Origin of the sequence: Staphylococcus sp. HMSC62A08 (assembly GCF_001839105.1) — a bacterium.
GTDB classification, from domain to species: Bacteria; Bacillota; Bacilli; order Staphylococcales; family Staphylococcaceae; genus Staphylococcus; species Staphylococcus caprae.
Genome location: NZ_KV840026.1, coordinates 43,055 through 61,210, shown reverse-complemented (window position 1 = coordinate 61,210; position 18,156 = coordinate 43,055). Strand labels below are relative to the sequence as shown.

Genomic DNA, 18,156 nt, shown 5'->3' with positions numbered 1-18,156 from the left:
TGATTTTTCAAAAAATTTATTAAAAGGATGGTATTTATAATGAAAATTAAAGATTTAATCAAACAATCATATGAGGATTTAAAAAACTTAACTATTAATTGGTTCAATATTCTAGTATTAGTTGCTGCTGTATTCATTTTAAGTAATATCATTACACCAATCGCAGGTGTACCTATCGGGTTATTAGGTGGCGCGTATTATTTGAAACGTCGTGAAGAAAAAGAAAATAAATAATTGTAGAGTTTGAACTAGAAAACCCTCATAGAAGAAGTCATTTAGACCTCTATCTATGAGGGTAAATTTTTTACATAGCGACTATATTTATTTTTTAGCTACGCCGTCTTTTTCTTCGACTCTCATCATATTATTAATCAAACTTTGATAGAACTCACCTAGTTCTTTTCCATCGCGTTTATAATCAGTATCATCTAATCCTACGAAGTCTAAATGGTCCCAATTATATTGTACAGGTCTCACTTGCCAAATTCCTTTATCTGTCGCTGGATTCATTAATCCTACCTTTTTAAATGCTTGGTTAGTAGGATGTAGTGAAGATGTCACAGGTACAATACCATCGTTAACTCTGCGATCTTTATTTTCATCACTACCAATTACACGACTTGTTAAATCGAATAAGAAGAATTGTCTTACGTTAGGTACTTCATTTCCGAGAGGCCCTGTATGTGTCGCAGCACCTGTATAAGACGTATATACAATATTAGGATTGAGTGTCGTCATTTGATTTAACTTTTCTGCTCCTGGACTAGTTAAATCAGTAATCGCTTGGTCTTCAGTATCCCAAACTTTACTATTAGCAATACGTTTGGCATATTCCGCGTAACTTTCATTAGGCTTTTGCTTGAAGCCCCATTGAGCGAATCCTAGGTTTAAATTAAGTGCTTTACTACCACCAATACGTCCTATACGATTAATTGTGTTTTTGACAAATTTGCGTGTGCCTAGTTTATCTGCAGCAGGCGTACCATTATGTGGTGTCCCAAGAGTGGTAATGGAAGATATCATATTATCTTTTCCACCTTTGAACAGATCAGATAGCGTTCCTCCATGCTCACGTTGGTAATCTATTTCTTCTTGATTCCCATTTCTTAAAAAGTGTTCCATCAAACGAATCGTCTGTCCACCCATACTGTGGCCAACGAGATGTACTTTCTTGCCAGGTTCCCAATCAGGAATAATACCTTTGTAAGTTCTTCCATAACGGTTGTGACCATATTTAGCGGCATGAGCTGCGCCATAATCAACGCGACCGCCTTTAATATAGTAATACAGTTCTACTGCACGATCATAGTTACTGCTAAATGCGCCGACATTGGCTTCATGAACACGATAGCCTTGTTCTGTCAATTTTTCTTTTACATTATATTTTTTGCCGCCCCAATAATTTGGATATAAATCAAATGAATCTTCTCCAACTAAACCAACAAACCCATGTACGAATATGACTGGATATTGATTTTTATATTGAGCTTGAGCAGCTTTTTTAGGAAGTTTATTAGATTGTTTTGATTGTAATGATTGTGAAGATTGTGAAGCTGATTTTTTGTTAGCTTTTGTAGTTTGTTTAGATGGTTTTGGAATTTCTTCTCTGTTGTTTGTTGATTGGATCGTTTGTTGATGTTTTTCTTTCTCTTTATTTTGGTTCAGTGAATTGTGGTTCGTATTTGAGGATTTCGTTTGAGTTTGTTCACCTTTTTTAGGCTTGTCTACTTTTGATTCGTCATTTTTATTCGATTGTTGTAAATCTTGTGATGGCTGTTTTTCACCTTTATCAACTTGTTTTTCTTTTTTCTTAGAATCATTTTGAGATTCCTGTTCATTTGCTTTTTGTTGAGTTGTATCTTGACTTTGTTCAGGCTCTTTAGAATATGTATTTTTACCTGAATTCGTTGCTTGTTGTGTTTGTGAATCTTGATTATTTTTATTTGATTCTGTGTTATCACTTACATTCTTTTGAACTGAATATTCATTTTCAGGTGGTTCTTGGGATTGATGATTTGCAGATGGCTCTTTTTGGTGCGTAGCATCGTCAGTTTTTTTAGACGTAACGGCGTCTTGATGAGTAGCTGGCTCTTCTTTTTTAGAATCGATTTGTTTAAGATTGCCCGCTTCATTAAGATTTTGATTTGAAGCTTCTTTCATCTGTTCATCATTATGTTTCGTAGTAACTTGAGCCTGTTGATTCGGAGATTGTACTTGTGTCTTTTCAGTAGAAGACTCCGAAGCTTCAGTTGATTGATTTTCTTTTTGAACACTTTGCGTTAATTCTTGAGTTTGCGTAGGCTTATCAACGTTTTGATGCGTATCTTCAGCAGCTTGTGCTTGATGTCCCCCAATAAAAATTGCTACACCCGTAATAATTGATATTGCTCCGACTGCGTACTTTCTGATACTAAATCTGTTTTTTTCTTTGTAATTTTCCAAAAATAATCACCTCTATAAGTTTTTTCCTTTATAAAGATTGAAAAATATAACTGCTATTTTCACAATAACATAGAATTCTTTAACTTATTTAACTATTTTTATTAAAATTTAGTTAATTTTATGTTTTTGAGATTTAGTATTAAATTTTTTGTTTTCATTTAAAATATTAAATATGTATTTTTTGTCAAAGAATAAACAGTTATATCTTTATCAATTTTTATTCGATACACTTACTACTTTTTGATATATTATATAAAGGTCAACATTTGCGAGGTTATATCAATGGAGAACTATCAACAATTCTTAGACAGCCCTAATACATTCGTATTGATTGCGTTTATCCTATACTTAATCTGTGCCTTTGTGTTCTTTACTGTTACAGTTTTTATAGGATTACGCCATGTCTCTCTTGTAGAAAGAATAATTACTACATTGGTTTTGACAATTATTCTTACATTGACTTTAACTGGCCTTACATATTGTATCGTTTCAAAATAAGACAAATTAAAAACTGGAAAGCCTCAATTAAATAACAACTTTCCAGTTTCTCTTCGTATAAAATTATTTAAAATTTAATGCCTTTCTCACTACACGCAGTCTCATCAAAAAATCTTTTTTATTAATTAAATTCGTTTTCTCCTCTATTTCTCTTTCTCTTTCTTATCAAAATAATCTCGATATTTATCAAACACATTACTACCTTCTTGCTTATAAAAGAATAAAAAGTACACTGCTATTCCTATAGGAATGCCCAATATAGGTGTGGTTAAGAAGCTTGCACATACAATTGATAAAACAATAGTCCACAAATCTTCACCTGTCCATTTTTTATTAATCAACTCGTGAAACATTTCTTTGATAGACATCTTTCTCTCCTCCTAAATCAATATAAAAATGTCTTATTACACCTCTAAACAATATTAAACAAGTAAGTAACTACCACGAGGTTAATTACTTACTTGTTTCAAAAATTTAAATCTTAATTACTTAATAATATCAATTAATTCTTTCTTAGAAGCAGCACGTGCCGGTATCCAACCGAAGACGATTCCGATGAGGGTCGATACGCCTACTGCTAAAATGACGGAACCTAGACTGACGGAACTCTTAACCATCTCTGGCGTCACTGCATCTATGAGGGTCGCAATGATAATTCCGAGTATCAGACCGATAATACCACCAATAAGACATAGTACAACACTTTCGACTAAGAATTGTATTTCGATATCTCGACCCTTGGCACCAAATGCACGTCGAATCGCAATTTCTTCAGTACGCTCAGTAACTGAAATGTACATCACGTTCATAACACCTATACCAGCGATAAATAGGGAAATACCTGCCACAGCCGCAACAAAGTAAGTAATGGTGTCTAAGACTTTACCAATACCTTTCATCATTGCTTCATTGTCTTGATAACTATATTGACCTTCAGATGTGCCAGTACCTTTTTTATTTAACTCTTTTTCAACTTTTTTACCTATCTCTTTTTTATCAGCGCCTTTTTCAACAGATACTAATAATTGAGGCATACCTTGAGTTAAATTTCCCATATATTTATTAAATGTCTTAGTAGGGAGTTGCACTGTAGATTCTTCAGGCATTCCCATACCTCCGGCGTCCATCCCTGAACTTTCAGATACTCCCACAACTTTAAATCCTTCACCATTGATATAGAGGGACTTCCCTAACGCATGATTATTGAACACTTTTTTAGCTATTTTACTATCAATAACAGCAACTTTCTCTTCTGTGTCATTATCATCTTTAGTGAACCCCTTACCTTTTTCTGGATCAGTTAATTCATTGACTTTTTTCAGACTTGTATCACCGCTACCATGCGTATTCGTAATTTTAGCTGAATATGTACTATCTTCACTATCTTTTACTTTGGCACTTTTCACACCGTTAATTTGTTTCACCACACTGATATCTTCTTGTTTAAACGGATTGTTTTTTGGTGCGTCCATATTTTCAGTCATAAATGAAATCGAAGCCTGATCTTTACCTGCACCAGCTTCATCAAATTGTTCATTCGTAGATTTCTTAAAACCATTACCAAGAGACATAATGGTAATCACAGCTGCGATACCAATGATGATACCAATCATTGTGAAGATATTACGACGTTTGTTCTTAAGAATAGAGCGAAAGGCAACTGCAATAACATTAGAAAAGTTATTCATGCGTTAACACCTCTTCCTCTTGCACACGTCCATCAAGTATATGAATAATACGGTCAGCTTTATCTGCGACGTCACGGTCGTGTGTCACCATAATCATGGTTGTTTTCTTTTCTTTATTTAATTTGACAAAGAGGTCCATAATATCTTGAGACGTCTTAGAATCAAGCGCGCCTGTCGGTTCATCGGCAATGACAAATTTAGGATTATTAATAATTGCCCGGGCAATAGCCACACGTTGTTGTTGGCCGCCCGACAACTTATTCGGCAATAAATCTTCCTTACCTTTTAGACCGACGTCATGAAGACCGTCTAAAACTTTATCTTTACGCTCTTTACTGCCCATTCCGTTATAAATAAGAGGGATACTAACATTCTCAAGAATAGTATTATTTTGAATTAACTTGAAGTTTTGAAAGACAAACCCTACAGTATGATTTCGAATTTCAGCCAACTTGTTGTCTGAACTTTTTTGATAATTTTCATTATTAAAAAGGTATTCCCCTTCATATCCGCGATCGATAAACCCTAAAATATTGATGAGCGTACTCTTACCTGAACCTGAAGGTCCCATAATAGCGATAAATTCCCCTTCATCAATATGAATATCAATATCCTTTAAAATATGATTGGATTCATTACCATTTTTGAAATGTCGATTGACTTTCTTCAACTCAATCATGATGACACCTCAACTTTTTCTCCATCATTTAAATTACCTTTAGGGTTTTTAATCACTTTATCGCCTGATTTTAAGCCTTTCTTAACAATGATTTGTCCATTATTACGTTCAATTTTGATATCACGTTTATGCACTTTGTGATCTTTATCAACGACAAATACATTATTATCTTTTGTTAGCACATTATTAGGTAATTTCTTAGTATTTAAAGGAATCTTCGCATCCATAGAGAAACCTGATCTTACAGGAATATCTAAATCTCCAATAACAACTTTATATTTAGATGTGTCGCCATCTTTACCTCCTGAAGGATTGTTTACAGTTGGATTAGAAGCTTGAGCGCCTTCACCTTCTTCACCACCTGCTTGAGCACCACCAGAGGCCTCGCTTTCACTACCAGCATCAAAACTTGTAGGAAGTTCATCGATTTTTAGAATCTTACCTTCGCCTTTTTTACCGGTACTATTTACAGTGACATCGACTTTATCGCCTTCTTTGATTTTATTAATATCAAATTCTGTAACAGTCGCATTGATTTGAGGGTTATCTGAAATCAACTGTAAAATCGGTTGTCCATCGCCGACATCTGAATCATTTTTCATATTTACTTTACCATCGAAAGTAGCATACATACTGTCATTCACTTGTCTGTCGTGTTGTGCAAGTGATTGTTGAGCCTCATTTAATGAACTTTGGTCTTGCGTAAGCTTAGATTGTAATTGGCTATTATTCGGACTTTGATTAATCTTTTGATAATCATCATTCACTTGGCTTTGTGCTTGATTCACTTTATTGGCTAATTGTTCACGTTTACTAGCATTCGTATCATAATTAATTAAACGATCCCCTTGTTTAACCTTCTGTCCATCATCTACAGATGCACTTAAGAATGTTCCAATTGAACTGTTATTGTTGTATGTTTTTACAGATTTAGGAGAAGCTTTCCCCTCCAAACTGATAGGTGTTTCTTTTTTAACTGTATATGTATCGTAACCTTCACTGTCTTTTTTACCTGAACCATTCACTTGTTTCACGATAAAAGCAGCGATAATTAATAATAGGATGATTGCAATTCCTATGATGATCCACAATGTTTTCTTTTTCATATCTATTTCTCCTTAATAATTAATTACAATTGGAATGATAACATACTCGTAATATTAGTAATATTTTATTTAAGAGAAATTTACAAAATCTTAGAATAGTTAAAATTAAAAAAACATTATTTAGTTAAAATGATTTAGTACTTACAAGTAATTTTAATCAAAAATTTAAATTGCGTATTTTATTAAATAGAATAAAATGTTAACCTTTTACTATCACAATTAAACAAAGGAGATATACATAATATGGAAAATCAAAACATTGAAAATAACCAACTAGAGAATTCAAGCGTTCCATTTGTAAGTCACTTTAGTAAATTAAGAGAAAATCCAAAGTGGTTAGTGAAGTTATTAATTCTAATAGTTTTAGCATTAATAACTGCATTCGTAAGTTACTTGGCTACGAAAGATACTGTAATATCACAATCTAACGGTCAAATGAATTCAGGATTATACTTGATAATTTCATTATTCACCGGTTTCTTCGGTATTCTTTTTAATACAGCAATAATTTTTGTGATTTTCTTAGTTATTTCTAAAATATTTAAATCTGATGCTAAAGGTAGTAGTATTTTTTCTGCTGCACTTTCATACGCGATAATAATTGATACTTTCTCACTTATTATTACTATTATTCAAGCATTATTTGGATTAAGTATTTTTGAATATAAATTAGATAGCTTAAATATCTTTGCTAAAGATAATAAGTACCTTATGGCTATTAGTTTAACTAATGTATTAAAAGCATTTTTAACAGGTGTAGTCTACTATTCAACAAGTCGTTTATCCAAGAAAACATCAATCATATTAGGCATCGTTGCTTTAGTTTTATTAGTTGGATTTGGATTAATAAGTGGAGCTTCTGGTCAATCAATGCCAAATATGAACACTAAATAATCACAAGAGGTACAAAAATGAACTCAGGATTAATATTATTGATAATCATTTGTTGTGGTATGTTACCGATTATTATTAGCTTGAATGAGAAAAAGAAAAAATAATTCTAACTACGAGTTGAACTCCAGTAAATTGAAAACTTACTGGAGTTCAACTATGTTATAGAAATTTATCAGTCAATAATATACTTAAGTAACCTATTAATACTAAGACTCCCACAAAAGAGATAAGTGACATAAATGATGTAAACACATCTCTAAGTTTCGTAGATTTTATTTCATTTGGATCTTTACCATTCATAAAAGCTACTATTCTATCATAAGTTTCTATATCATTTTTTTTCTTAATTCTCTCTACTTTACTAGACGCAAATATACCTATTAAAATTATAAAGTAATCAATTCCTAAGCCCCACCAACTTAGATAATGAATAAGAGGACCTATCAAAATTGCACTAGCTAAAAATGATAGAATCATCATCCACGACCAAAAATTTAATTCCTTTTTATCTCTTGTTAATTCCAATTTCTCCACGTCTCCTTTTACAAGATCGTCTAAAGAAACATGAAACAGGTTACACATCATGAGTAAATTATGAATATCAGGATAGCTCTTATTATTTTCCCAGTTAGATATCGTTTGTCTTGAAACAAACATTTTTTCAGCCAGAAATTCTTGTGAATAACCATCTCTTTGTCTAAATTTTTTAATTTGATTACTAATATCCATATTTTTAACCCCTAATTGTTTTTATAACGATCTTTCATAAATCATTCACTTTATTTAAAAGTGATAATTAAATTGAAACGTGTGTCTTAAATAAAAACTACCAAAGTTCTTTTACAACTTCATCCTTTTTGTTGTTAAAATCCTTTGACATCGCGGATACTTAATGTTCTTACACTCCCCTCTAGACAACCCGCATAAAAAAACGCTCCTTCTCAATAAGGAACGTCTACTTAATCGTCTCAAGTTCATAAAGCTCTACAATTCTTTTTAGTTTATTATTTTCATATGTTTAGAACTTTACTTCTAATATTATTATGTAGTTAGATTTACACATTCAATTTATTATTTTGGCATGCACTTTTCTATCAGAAATTGAAGCTATATTCATAAATGAAAATGCCAAAAATATTCCTAGCCAGCAAATATAAATCATAATATTTTGTATATTATCAATAACCATCATATAAAATAATCCCACTATTAAGTAAATTGCAACAACATAACAAAATACCATAAGCACGAAATTTTTGAATGATGGAATCAGTCTTACTTTTTGTTTACTATTCTTATTGAACGATGGATGTTTCAACTTCTTTCTTAAAGCTAAACGAAGCCCAACCACAGTAACAAATCCAATTAAAAACATGATTAGAGTCCATATTCGACTAATATTTATATCCATTAAACCCACTATACTTCTTAACAATACACTAATTATGACACCTATCCCACCAGTTATCATACCTTGACTAGCACCACTACCATTTGAAAATATATCTAAATTATTAAATTCTTGGTAAGTAAGTTTTGTATATTTAATAGGTATAAACCAATTCAACATAGGAAATAGATAAGAACACCAATTTTGTTCTAAATCGACCATTAAATATTGATTATCTTTTTGAATAATTTTATATCTAGGATTTTTATAGATTGTATATACCAGTTCCATTATGTATATGTTCGCTCCATTTCATTGGATTTACTACTTTTTTGATTTTATTGACGGCTTCTCCAACATTATGTTCGACTTTTTTTGCTTTGTTACTACTATATTCGGAGCTATTTTTAACGTTTTTAGATTCCCTTAACGACTATGGACCTTCGTCATGCTAATTAGTTAACAATAAAATCAAATGCAAACTGCAAAAGCGTCTTATTTTAGTGACTTAGTAAAAGAAGATTTTATTTCATGGATTTCAACATTTTCTTCCTCCATAGGATACAAGAAATAATTTGTTAAAGTTATTATGAATACTAATATCATTCCCGCTATTAGTATTAGTAAATTAAATTTATTAGATACTATAAATGCATACATTCCCAAACAATACAATATACTAAAGTAACAAAATATTCCTATACTTTTAAAAATGTATTTACGTGGCGGAATTAACAAAGCTTTAATTTTATGATTACTATATTTAATTTCTATATGCTTATTGTTAAATAACTTAACCATAGCCTCAAAAGCAAAACTGAAAAAATCGATGTTATAACTGAAAATAACAAAAAAATTGAGTTAACTGATATGTCGAACTGATGTACAACCGTTCTGAGTAAAGTACTTATTATTATGGATAAACATATAGGAAAAACATAATTGGACTTTTTTACTTTGGATCTCTGTTTAGTCATTAATTTTTCTGCAGTCATTTGTTCTATTTCTCGAAGGCATCTAGGAAATAAATAATTAATAAATGGAAAAAAGTAAGTAAATATATTTTTTTCGATATCTAAAATATAAAAGCTACCGCTATATACAATTAATTTATAGCGATTGGATTTGTCCTATCGATTGAATAGTTCCTTGAACCATTTCACCAACTCCATTCCATTGAATTAACACTATTTTTTCTTTATCAACAGACTGCCCAACTTCATTTGCTACTTTTTCTTTGTATTTTCAATTTCATTGGATATTTCCCTTATAGTTAGGTTTATACCGCTTCTCCAAAGTTTTTCGCTATTTCTAATAAATCTAATAAATTTTTAATTTCTCACTAATTTTAAACATTACCATTAGATACTAGAGTAACAAATACCTTTAATTACACTTCTTTCTAGACTCCTCGCATAAAAATGCTCCCCTTCTTAACAAGGAATGCCTAATTAATTGTCTCAGATTTACATGGCTCTAAATTTTTAAATTTTTTCTAGATTATTATTTTCATATGTTTAGAACTTTACTTCTAATATAATTTTGTAGTTAGACTTACATATTCAATTCATTATTTTGACATGCACTTTTCTATCCAAAATTGAAAATATATTTAAAGTAGTAAACATAAAGAAAACGACTAACCAACCTACATAACCTATAATATTTTGACTGTCATCAAAAATCATTTGAGTAGGTGCAATTGACAAAAATAATGTCATAAAATAACAAAATACCACAAGCGCGAAATTTTTGAATGATGGAATCAGTATTACTTTTTGTTTACTGTTCTTATTGAACGATGGATGTTTCAACTTCTTTCGTATAGCTAAACGAAGCCCGACCACAGCAAAAAATCCAATTAAAAACATGACTAGCATCCATATTCGACTAATATTAATGTCCATTAAACCCACTATACTTCTTAAAAGTACACTAATTGTGACACCTATACCACCAGCTATCATTCCATAACTAGAATTACTTCCATTTGAAAATATATTTAAATTATTAAACTCTTGGTAAGTAAGTTTTGTGTATTTAATAGGTATAAACCAATTCAGCATAGGACACAGGTAAGAATACCAATTTTGTTCTAAATCGATCATTAAATATTGATTATCTTTTTGAATGATTTTATATCTAGGATTTTTATATATTGTATATACCTGTTCCATTCGTTCTCACCAATTCTATTTAAATTTAAACATTGATTTAGAATTACTATAACTCAACCATGCTGTTTATAAATTTTATATTTAACTTTACCAAGGTTAAATGTCATCGTATTTAAAAAACTTTGAAAAACCATTAACAAAACCCAAAACATGTAAACGATATAATTTATTTCCGTTTGAATAAATAACATATTTATTCCTATATACAAAGTTAAGGTTAGAATAATATATAAAGTGACTATTGCACATATATGTTTAAAGGTTGGTGTTACCAAAATCTTATGACTATTTTCTTTCGTATTTAACATTCTGATTTTATTTTTATTTCTTAGAAAATAATGCAATAGAGTAATTATTGAAAATGTGATAATAACTATTGATATTGCAGAAATAAAATGAATAGGTATTCCTGCAATTTGAATTAAAGGGCTCAATAATACAGCAATGAGTATCGTCAACCCTGCAACAATAGGCGAATATTTTTTATTAGCTTTTTTTGATTGGTTAGGATTAATTAAATCATTATATTCTTTTTCACTTAATTTATAACCATTGATATTTGACCAATTAATCATTGGGAAAAAATAAGAGATTAAATATTGTTGTAAATCAATTAAATATACTTCTCTATCACTCTTTAAAATTTTATATCTAATATTATTATTTAAATTTTCAATATACCCTCTCATTTTTTAACTCCATTTCATAGGATTGACATCCTAATTCACTTACCTTCATGCTTTCTCACAAAATTCCTATAACTCTAACTTCTTTAATTTGGCTTATATGCCTGAATAATCTTTTTCAACATCTTTTCAATGTAATTTTCATCTAAAGAATCAGGTTTAATTAATATATTAAAGTAAATGGGTGAGAAGATGAGATCTATAAATAAATCTTGTTCTTCATCTTTAATATGATTGCTAATAATCTTTTTTAATGTTTTACGATTGTTATTGAAATAATTCGTCATGAACATTTCACGTGCTTCGATTTGTTGGTGACTGACAAGTATTTCAATAACTGCGCTACCTAATTTTGTTTTATAAATATCTTTAATTTTCACTAGAAATTGAAACAAATCTTCATATAAATCGCCATTATCGTCTATAAATATTTTGTGAGATTGTTCAACAAACATATCCATAATAATTGAAGCTTTATCTTTCCATCTGCGATAAATCGTTGCTTTAGAGATGCCTGTATTTTCCGAAATCTGGTCAATTGTAATGTCTCTAAAGTGCGTTGTTTCTAGTAAACGATTAATTTCATCATAAATTTTCTTATTTATCGTTGGATCTTTCGGTCTTCCAGCCATGTTTATCCCTTCTTTTACGGAAAATAAATTCAACCATTTCAAAAATTACTAATGCACTTACAAACCATACAACAAATCCGCCAATAATACTAACTAACCACATTTGAGTGGCTTGAAGAAGACCCCAAGTAGCTAAAATACTAAAGAGTACGCCTATCATGCCAAAGACTGCCCCTCTACTCACGTGCATCGCAACCTTATCGCCAAATTGCATACCAGTGATAAACATTGAAACTAAGAACACAGCTGGAAAGGTTGCGAAAATACCTCCAAACTCTTTCCACGGTAATACGACTGAGACGATATAACTAATCAATACCGCAAATCCACCTACAAGAAATTTTATTAACACTAATTTCATTACTTAAATGCCTCCATCATTAAATATGTTTGACTACAAATATTGCTACAGATATGACTAACCAACATACAATTGCAAATATCGTTCCGCTCTTATAATTTCTCTTACCTATAAATAAAGAAGTTAAAAAGACAGTAATGATACAAGATACAATTCCAACTACAGCGCCTGTACTTAAATGTATAGACATTTGAATAAGTTGATGTCCTCTATGGTCTATAGCTAAAGCAATGACAGCGGCCAGGTAGACTGCCGGCATAGTTGCAATAATGCCACCTAATTTACCGCCAACTTTGTCTGCTATCACTGATGCCAGTGCGACAGCGAGGCCACCTATAACGAAATGAAGAATAGCACTAGAAATCGATATTCCAAACACAATAACCCTTCTTATCAATTAATTATTAAACGAAACGTTTCGTTTACTTTTAGTTTAAATCGATTAAAGGTTGTTGTAAACATATCGTTTAAAATACCTAATTTTCTAAAAATACAAATATTCATTGTTTCACGTTAAACAGTGATTCAAATTATTGAATATGAAAGAAAATTTACTAAGTTTAAAAGTGCGTTCGTCGAATTGAAAGTTTTGAGGTTAGTAATAATTATCTTTATTTTACGTAGTATTGTGAACTTTTTTAGATGCGTGAAATTCGGCTTACTGAAAAACGATTATGCACTAAAACGTCATGAAGAAAAAGAGAGTAATTAATTATAAATAACAAAATCTCATTATCTATAAACCACGTTTTGCTATTTATATTATATTTATGACAATTTAGACACAATGTTGTTTTCCATTTTATATATTTTATAATTAAATTAAAGAAATTATTTAATTCATCTAAGAAAGGACATCAAGCTATGAAATTAAAAACAAAATATCGATTCTCTATCAGAAAATTTTCAATAGGAACAGGCTCTGTATTACTAGGTGCCTTTTTATTCGTAGGCTTTCAAGATGTAGCTCATGCAGATGAAATCCACAATAACACGTCAACTCAATTAGGTGATACGACTTCTAAACCACAACCTTTGGAAAATGAAGTGACTAAGTCATCAAATTCAGAAATATCAACCCAAACTCCAACAACTAACACGACTCAATCTGAAAACACTTCTAACACTAAAGAAACTGATTCTCACATTACTAGCGAAAAACCTAAACAAATAACAGATAATACGAATGCACAAACAACTGCATCTTCGTCTACTACGAACAAACAAAAAGTACATACTCGTGTACGACGTTCTGCAACGTCACCTATTACTTCAGAAGGTGTATTAACTGATCACGCAACTATCGCTACGCCTAATATGGATAATCCAAATGGTGCGACAGTTAAAAATAGAGAGGTCGTCACTCCACAGCCTAAAAATTCAAATACAACACCAACGCCAAATGTAGTATTTGAAGCAAATCCTGACCCTAATCAATACACCATTGCTATCACAGATCTTACAAATTTTAATACTACATACCATACAAAATATTATTATCGTTTATCAAAACCGTATGACGACTCTGATGATATCACTATTCAATTGGTAGACGGTGTAAATAATTCTATTGTTGAAACAAAATCAATCAACGCAGATGGTGTAGTAACGTTTGGAGAAAATAGTTTGGCACATGTTGTAGCAACTCAAGACCCTAACAAAGCTAAATATGCCTTACTAGATTTCACGTTTCTACATACTCTAAATCAATTTAAACAAACTGTGCCAGCGATTAAAGTGCAATTCAAAAGTGATAAAAATGGTAATCTTGGTAATCAACGTACGAGTCTAAGAATTTTTGACGTTTATAATAGTGCGAATGAAGGAAATACATCTCCTGATCCTCAGTATTTTATTCCGATAACCGCTTCTCTAACAACGCACTATCGTGTAATAAATAAAAATAATCCTACATTCCAAGCTGATAAAAACGACGTCAATACACAAACTTATGAGCCAGGTCATACTGAACAAGAATTAGCTCATTATACAATTCAAGGTATGGGAGGACAAACATACACCGCTTCGAATGTTCGTAGATTTAAAGGCTACAAATTATATCAAACTGTGAGTCCTGATAACATGTCTGGTACATTGATATCTGCATACCCAGTAGGATTAAGATATGTAGATGCTACAAATAGTAATGGTGGTATCAAACGTATCAAAGAGGTAGTAGGCGAAGACGGCACAACGCGTGTTGAAATTTGGACGCTATCCATCGACCATATGTCAGAATCCGCTAAATCAACTGGTCTGGACACTACTAACTACGTCAGAGTTTATGCAGAAACGTTAAAGCCTGGCGAAAGAAACATGGAACATCTAGGCGAATACATTGATATACCTGGTTATCCGAAACCATTTAAAATACAACCAGCAAGTGAAGGTGACGCTGCAGGTATGCTTTTCGCACCTAAACAAGTCATTAACGGGGTTCAAGTTGGTTCTGGAGGTAACTTCCACTTACAAAACTTTTTAGCAAGAATCAAACCAGCAGACTATTACTATACTACGCTTGATCCAGTTGAAGTAACGTTAAAAGTGCATAATATAATTAAGGGCGATCATAATCAAACTCCAGGTGAATTCTCCTTTAATATAGAGGCAGGCCCTCATTCACCAGCAATTCCAGATGCTTCACAATCAAAAACGAATGCAGAGGATGGTTCAGTAACATTTGATAAAATTGCGTTTACTAAGCCAGGTACCTATACTTATACAATTACTGAAAATAAAACAAATTTAAATCCTAATTATGATGCTGAACCCTTGCGAGTAACTGCTACAATAACTGTTATTGAAGAAGACGAGATGTTAAAAGCAAATGTGGTTTATAGTTACGATGGGGATAATGATGGTAACCAGGCATTCACAAATTATTACGTTGAACCCCAACCTTTTGATTTAAATATTCCTTTCACTAAATCTTTAACAGGACGTAATTTAAAAGATGGAGAGTTTCATTTTGCTTTAAAAAATGATAAGGGAGAAGTCCTTGCTACAGGTGTCAATGATGCTCAAGGCGCAATTAACTTCACCTTCTTAGACGGTAAACGCCCTACGTATACCAATGCAGATGTTGGACATACATTTAAATATAATGTAGAAGAAGTTCCGAGTAACGAGGAACGTATGACAAGTGATCCGATGAAAGCCGTAATCTCCGTTAATGTACTTAAATTTGAAAATACAGAACTACATACACTTACCGTTACATCAATCGCACCATTAGATACAGAATTTAATAATACTTACACGCCATTACCAGCAACAGCCAAACTTGAATTCACTAATGTTCTTGATGGCAAACCTTTAACTGATGGTGAGTTCCAATTTACCCTCTCAGAAGGTGACCACGTGCTTCAAACAGTGTCTAATCAGAATGGCAAAGTCACGTTCGATCATTTAACTTATAATTCTGTTGGTAGTCATACGTATACGGTTAAAGAAGTACCGGGAACAGATACGAATATTGATTATGATCCGATGGTGGCGACTGTTACAGTAAATGTAACTAAAAATCCAGTTACTGGTAATTACGAAGCTACGATTGTTAATCCTAATGACACTGAATTTAATAATTATTTTGTAAGTCCAATTGCTTTAAGCTTTGATTTCTCGAAAAAATTACTTAATCGACCTTTAAAAGCTGATGAATTCGAATTTACATTGAAAAATGAACAAGGTGTAGAAGTCGCACGTACTAAAAATACGATTGATGGTAAAGTGATGTTCAACAATATTACTTTCAAAAATAGTGACGTGGGTACACATAGTTATACAGTAGAAGAACTCCAAAGTAATGATCCAAACATTACTTACGATAATATGAAAGCTATTGTGAAAATTTCAATTTCTAAAGAAGACCATATTTTACAAAGTAAAACTGAATTACCAACGGATACTGAGTTCAATAATACTTACATTCCATTACCAGCAACAGCTAAACTTGAATTTAATAATATTCTTCTTACTGGCAAACCTTTAACTGATGGCGAGTTCCAATTCACCCTTTCTGAAGGCGACCATGTACTTCAAACAGCGACAAATCAGAATGGCAAAGTCACTTTCGATCATTTAACTTATAACTCTGAAGTTAGCCATACGTACATAGTTAAAGAAGTCCCAGGAACAGACACGAATATTGATTATGATTCTGCGGTGGCGACTGTTACGGTAAATGTAACTAAAAGTCCAGTTACTGGTAATTATGAGGCTGTGATCGTTAATCCTGATGACACTAAATTTACTAACTATTATGTAAATCCAATTGCTTTAAGCTTTGATTTCTCAAAAGAATTACTTGGTCGACCTTTAAAAGCTGATGAATTCGACTTTGTACTGAAAAATGAACAAGGTAAGGAAGTCGCACGTACTAAAAATACGATTGATGGTAAAGTTATTTTCAATAACATTACTTTCAAAAATAGTGATGTAGGTACGCACACTTATACAGTAGAAGAACTACAAAGAAATAATCCGAATATTACCTACGATAGTATGAAGGCTAATGTGAAAATTTCTATTACAAAAGAAGGACATATACTGCAAAGTAAAACTGAATTGCCGGCGGATACTGAGTTCAATAACACTTATATTCCTTTACCAGCAATAGCTAAACTTGAATTTAATAATGTTCTTACTGGTAAACCTTTATCGAATGGCGAGTTCCAATTTACCCTTTCTGAAGGTGACCACGTGCTTCAAACAGTGTCTAATCAAAATGGTAAAGTGATATTCGATCATTTAACTTATGATTCTGAAGGTAGTCATACGTACACAATTAAAGAATTGCAAGGAACAGATACGAATATTGATTATGATCCTATGGTGGCGACTGTTACAGTAAATGTAGTTAAAAATCATCTTTCTGGAAATTACGAAGCTGTGATTGTTAATCCTAATGACACTGAATTTAATAACTATTATGTGAGTCCCGTTTCTTTAAGTCTTGATTTCTCTAAAAAGTTAATCGGTCGACCTCTAAAAGCTCATGAATTCGACTTTGTACTTAAAGATGAACAAGGTAAAGAAGTGGCGCGTACTAAAAACACGATTGATGGTAAAGTCATTTTCAATAATATTTCTTTCAAAAATAACGATATTGGTACGTATACTTATACAGTAGAAGAACTTCAAGGCAATGATTCAAATATTACTTACGATCATATGAAAGCTAAAGTAAAAATCACAATTACAAAAGAAGGCCATATTTTAGTAAGTAAAACTGAATTGCCAGCAGATATTGAGTTTAATAATACGTTCACGCCAGTAAAAACGCCAACACCAAATAAAGTTCCTGTGCCAAAACCTCAAAAAACATCTGAACATAAAGTTGAATACGATAAAAAGGCGAAATATAATAAAGAAATTGAATTAATGAAAGAAACTAAATTTAATAAATATAATGAGGTGCATAAAGTAGCTTCACTTCCGGATACTGGCATTTCTGATAAGAATAACGATAAAACATTGTTCGCTACAATATTCGCTGGATTGGGTAGCCTTATTTTATTAGGCAGACGAAGACGAAAATCTAAATCAATTTAGAAATTAAATAAGAAGAAGTTGAGAGATAAGAAATTAACTCGACTTCTTCT

Annotated in this window: 17 protein-coding genes; 4 read left to right on the top strand and 13 right to left on the bottom strand. The window is 31.7% G+C overall.

Annotated features, from left to right (window positions below; genetic code table 11):
- Positions 1 to 39 precede the first annotated feature (39 nt).
- Complete coding sequence (locus HMPREF3264_RS00285) at positions 40 to 234, top strand: VraH family peptide resistance protein (protein ID WP_037541783.1); 195 nt, start codon at positions 40 to 42, stop codon at positions 232 to 234.
- Between the two features lie 87 nt (positions 235 to 321).
- On the opposite strand, the gene lip is transcribed toward HMPREF3264_RS00285, so the two are convergent.
- Positions 322 to 2,442, bottom strand: a complete 2,121-nt coding sequence (gene lip / locus HMPREF3264_RS00280) for a YSIRK-targeted triacylglycerol lipase (RefSeq protein WP_070871543.1) — start codon at positions 2,440 to 2,442, stop codon at positions 322 to 324.
- Between the two features lie 282 nt (positions 2,443 to 2,724).
- Here lip and HMPREF3264_RS12310 point away from each other — a divergent pair, with 282 nt between their 5' ends.
- A complete protein-coding gene (locus tag HMPREF3264_RS12310) occupies positions 2,725 to 2,940 on the top strand; it encodes a hypothetical protein (RefSeq protein ID WP_083321662.1) in 216 nt (71 codons plus the stop codon).
- Between the two features lie 143 nt (positions 2,941 to 3,083).
- Here the strand turns inward: HMPREF3264_RS12310 and HMPREF3264_RS00275 are convergent, their stop codons facing one another.
- The 4 genes from HMPREF3264_RS00275 to HMPREF3264_RS00260 all read right to left on the bottom strand — a co-directional run bounded on the left by HMPREF3264_RS00275 (position 3,084) and on the right by HMPREF3264_RS00260 (position 6,413).
- On the bottom strand, positions 3,084 to 3,308 hold the full coding sequence (locus HMPREF3264_RS00275) for a VraH family peptide resistance protein (RefSeq protein ID WP_002445088.1): 225 nt from the start codon (positions 3,306 to 3,308) through the stop codon (positions 3,084 to 3,086).
- Between the two features lie 117 nt (positions 3,309 to 3,425).
- Complete coding sequence (locus HMPREF3264_RS00270) at positions 3,426 to 4,628, bottom strand: ABC transporter permease (RefSeq protein WP_070871542.1); 1,203 nt, start codon at positions 4,626 to 4,628, stop codon at positions 3,426 to 3,428.
- The gene (locus HMPREF3264_RS00265) at positions 4,621 to 5,307 is read right to left on the bottom strand and encodes an ABC transporter ATP-binding protein (protein ID WP_070871541.1); all 687 of its coding nucleotides are present in this window, start codon (positions 5,305 to 5,307) and stop codon (positions 4,621 to 4,623) included. The genes HMPREF3264_RS00270 and HMPREF3264_RS00265 overlap by 8 nt, the downstream gene beginning before the upstream one ends.
- Positions 5,304 to 6,413, bottom strand: coding sequence for an efflux RND transporter periplasmic adaptor subunit (locus tag HMPREF3264_RS00260; protein ID WP_002445083.1), 1,110 nt, complete (start codon positions 6,411 to 6,413; stop codon positions 5,304 to 5,306). Before HMPREF3264_RS00260 ends, HMPREF3264_RS00265 begins: the two co-directional genes overlap by 4 nt.
- Positions 6,414 to 6,656: 243 nt before the next feature.
- On the opposite strand from HMPREF3264_RS00260, the gene HMPREF3264_RS00255 reads away from it, so the two are divergent.
- Positions 6,657 to 7,307, top strand: coding sequence for a YIP1 family protein (locus HMPREF3264_RS00255; protein WP_002445081.1), 651 nt, complete (start codon positions 6,657 to 6,659; stop codon positions 7,305 to 7,307).
- Positions 7,308 to 7,466: 159 nt separating this feature from the next.
- Here the strand turns inward: HMPREF3264_RS00255 and HMPREF3264_RS00250 are convergent, their stop codons facing one another.
- From HMPREF3264_RS00250 to HMPREF3264_RS00220, 8 genes are all read right to left on the bottom strand, one after another.
- Positions 7,467 to 8,036: a helix-turn-helix domain-containing protein gene (locus HMPREF3264_RS00250; protein ID WP_070871540.1), complete on the bottom strand. Its 570-nt coding sequence runs from the start codon at positions 8,034 to 8,036 to the stop codon at positions 7,467 to 7,469.
- 334 nt (positions 8,037 to 8,370) lie between these two features.
- A complete protein-coding gene (locus tag HMPREF3264_RS00245) occupies positions 8,371 to 8,988 on the bottom strand; it encodes a DUF443 family protein (RefSeq protein WP_070871539.1) in 618 nt (205 codons plus the stop codon).
- 479 nt (positions 8,989 to 9,467) lie between these two features.
- Positions 9,468 to 9,803 carry a DUF443 family protein gene (locus HMPREF3264_RS13080; protein WP_083327762.1) on the bottom strand — a complete coding sequence of 112 codons (336 nt, stop codon included), beginning with the start codon at positions 9,801 to 9,803 and terminating at the stop codon, positions 9,468 to 9,470.
- A gap of 456 nt (positions 9,804 to 10,259) precedes the next feature.
- Positions 10,260 to 10,874 (bottom strand): DUF443 family protein, encoded by a 615-nt coding sequence (locus tag HMPREF3264_RS00240; protein WP_070871538.1) that lies wholly within the window; start codon positions 10,872 to 10,874, stop codon positions 10,260 to 10,262.
- 53 nt (positions 10,875 to 10,927) lie between these two features.
- Complete coding sequence (locus HMPREF3264_RS00235) at positions 10,928 to 11,563, bottom strand: DUF443 family protein (protein WP_070871537.1); 636 nt, start codon at positions 11,561 to 11,563, stop codon at positions 10,928 to 10,930.
- Positions 11,564 to 11,646: 83 nt separating this feature from the next.
- On the bottom strand, positions 11,647 to 12,192 hold the full coding sequence (locus HMPREF3264_RS00230) for a TetR/AcrR family transcriptional regulator (RefSeq protein WP_002445074.1): 546 nt from the start codon (positions 12,190 to 12,192) through the stop codon (positions 11,647 to 11,649).
- On the bottom strand, positions 12,158 to 12,553 hold the full coding sequence (locus tag HMPREF3264_RS00225; RefSeq protein WP_002445072.1) for a DUF3147 family protein: 396 nt from the start codon (positions 12,551 to 12,553) through the stop codon (positions 12,158 to 12,160). Before HMPREF3264_RS00225 ends, HMPREF3264_RS00230 begins: the two co-directional genes overlap by 35 nt.
- 19 nt (positions 12,554 to 12,572) lie before the next feature.
- Positions 12,573 to 12,932 (bottom strand): DUF3147 family protein, encoded by a 360-nt coding sequence (locus tag HMPREF3264_RS00220; RefSeq protein WP_002445070.1) that lies wholly within the window; start codon positions 12,930 to 12,932, stop codon positions 12,573 to 12,575.
- Positions 12,933 to 13,417: 485 nt separating this feature from the next.
- On the opposite strand from HMPREF3264_RS00220, the gene HMPREF3264_RS00215 reads away from it, so the two are divergent.
- Positions 13,418 to 18,106, top strand: coding sequence for a Spy0128 family protein (locus HMPREF3264_RS00215; RefSeq protein WP_070871536.1), 4,689 nt, complete (start codon positions 13,418 to 13,420; stop codon positions 18,104 to 18,106).
- Positions 18,107 to 18,156 lie beyond the last annotated feature (50 nt).

Coding starts and splice junctions, on each gene's coding strand:
- HMPREF3264_RS00245 (WP_070871539.1), bottom strand. CDS start 8,988: ATGGAACTGGTATATACAATCTATAAAAATCCTAGATATAAAATTATT.
- HMPREF3264_RS00255 (WP_002445081.1), top strand. CDS start 6,657: ATGGAAAATCAAAACATTGAAAATAACCAACTAGAGAATTCAAGCGTT.
- HMPREF3264_RS00260 (WP_002445083.1), bottom strand. CDS start 6,413: ATGAAAAAGAAAACATTGTGGATCATCATAGGAATTGCAATCATCCTA.
- HMPREF3264_RS00285 (WP_037541783.1), top strand. CDS start 40: ATGAAAATTAAAGATTTAATCAAACAATCATATGAGGATTTAAAAAAC.
- HMPREF3264_RS12310 (WP_083321662.1), top strand. CDS start 2,725: ATGGAGAACTATCAACAATTCTTAGACAGCCCTAATACATTCGTATTG.
- HMPREF3264_RS00250 (WP_070871540.1), bottom strand. CDS start 8,036: ATGGATATTAGTAATCAAATTAAAAAATTTAGACAAAGAGATGGTTAT.
- HMPREF3264_RS00275 (WP_002445088.1), bottom strand. CDS start 3,308: ATGTCTATCAAAGAAATGTTTCACGAGTTGATTAATAAAAAATGGACA.
- HMPREF3264_RS00215 (WP_070871536.1), top strand. CDS start 13,418: ATGAAATTAAAAACAAAATATCGATTCTCTATCAGAAAATTTTCAATA.
- HMPREF3264_RS00240 (WP_070871538.1), bottom strand. CDS start 10,874: ATGGAACAGGTATATACAATATATAAAAATCCTAGATATAAAATCATT.
- HMPREF3264_RS00270 (WP_070871542.1), bottom strand. CDS start 4,628: ATGAATAACTTTTCTAATGTTATTGCAGTTGCCTTTCGCTCTATTCTT.
- HMPREF3264_RS00235 (WP_070871537.1), bottom strand. CDS start 11,563: ATGAGAGGGTATATTGAAAATTTAAATAATAATATTAGATATAAAATT.
- HMPREF3264_RS00265 (WP_070871541.1), bottom strand. CDS start 5,307: ATGATTGAGTTGAAGAAAGTCAATCGACATTTCAAAAATGGTAATGAA.
- HMPREF3264_RS00225 (WP_002445072.1), bottom strand. CDS start 12,553: ATGAAATTAGTGTTAATAAAATTTCTTGTAGGTGGATTTGCGGTATTG.
- HMPREF3264_RS00230 (WP_002445074.1), bottom strand. CDS start 12,192: ATGGCTGGAAGACCGAAAGATCCAACGATAAATAAGAAAATTTATGAT.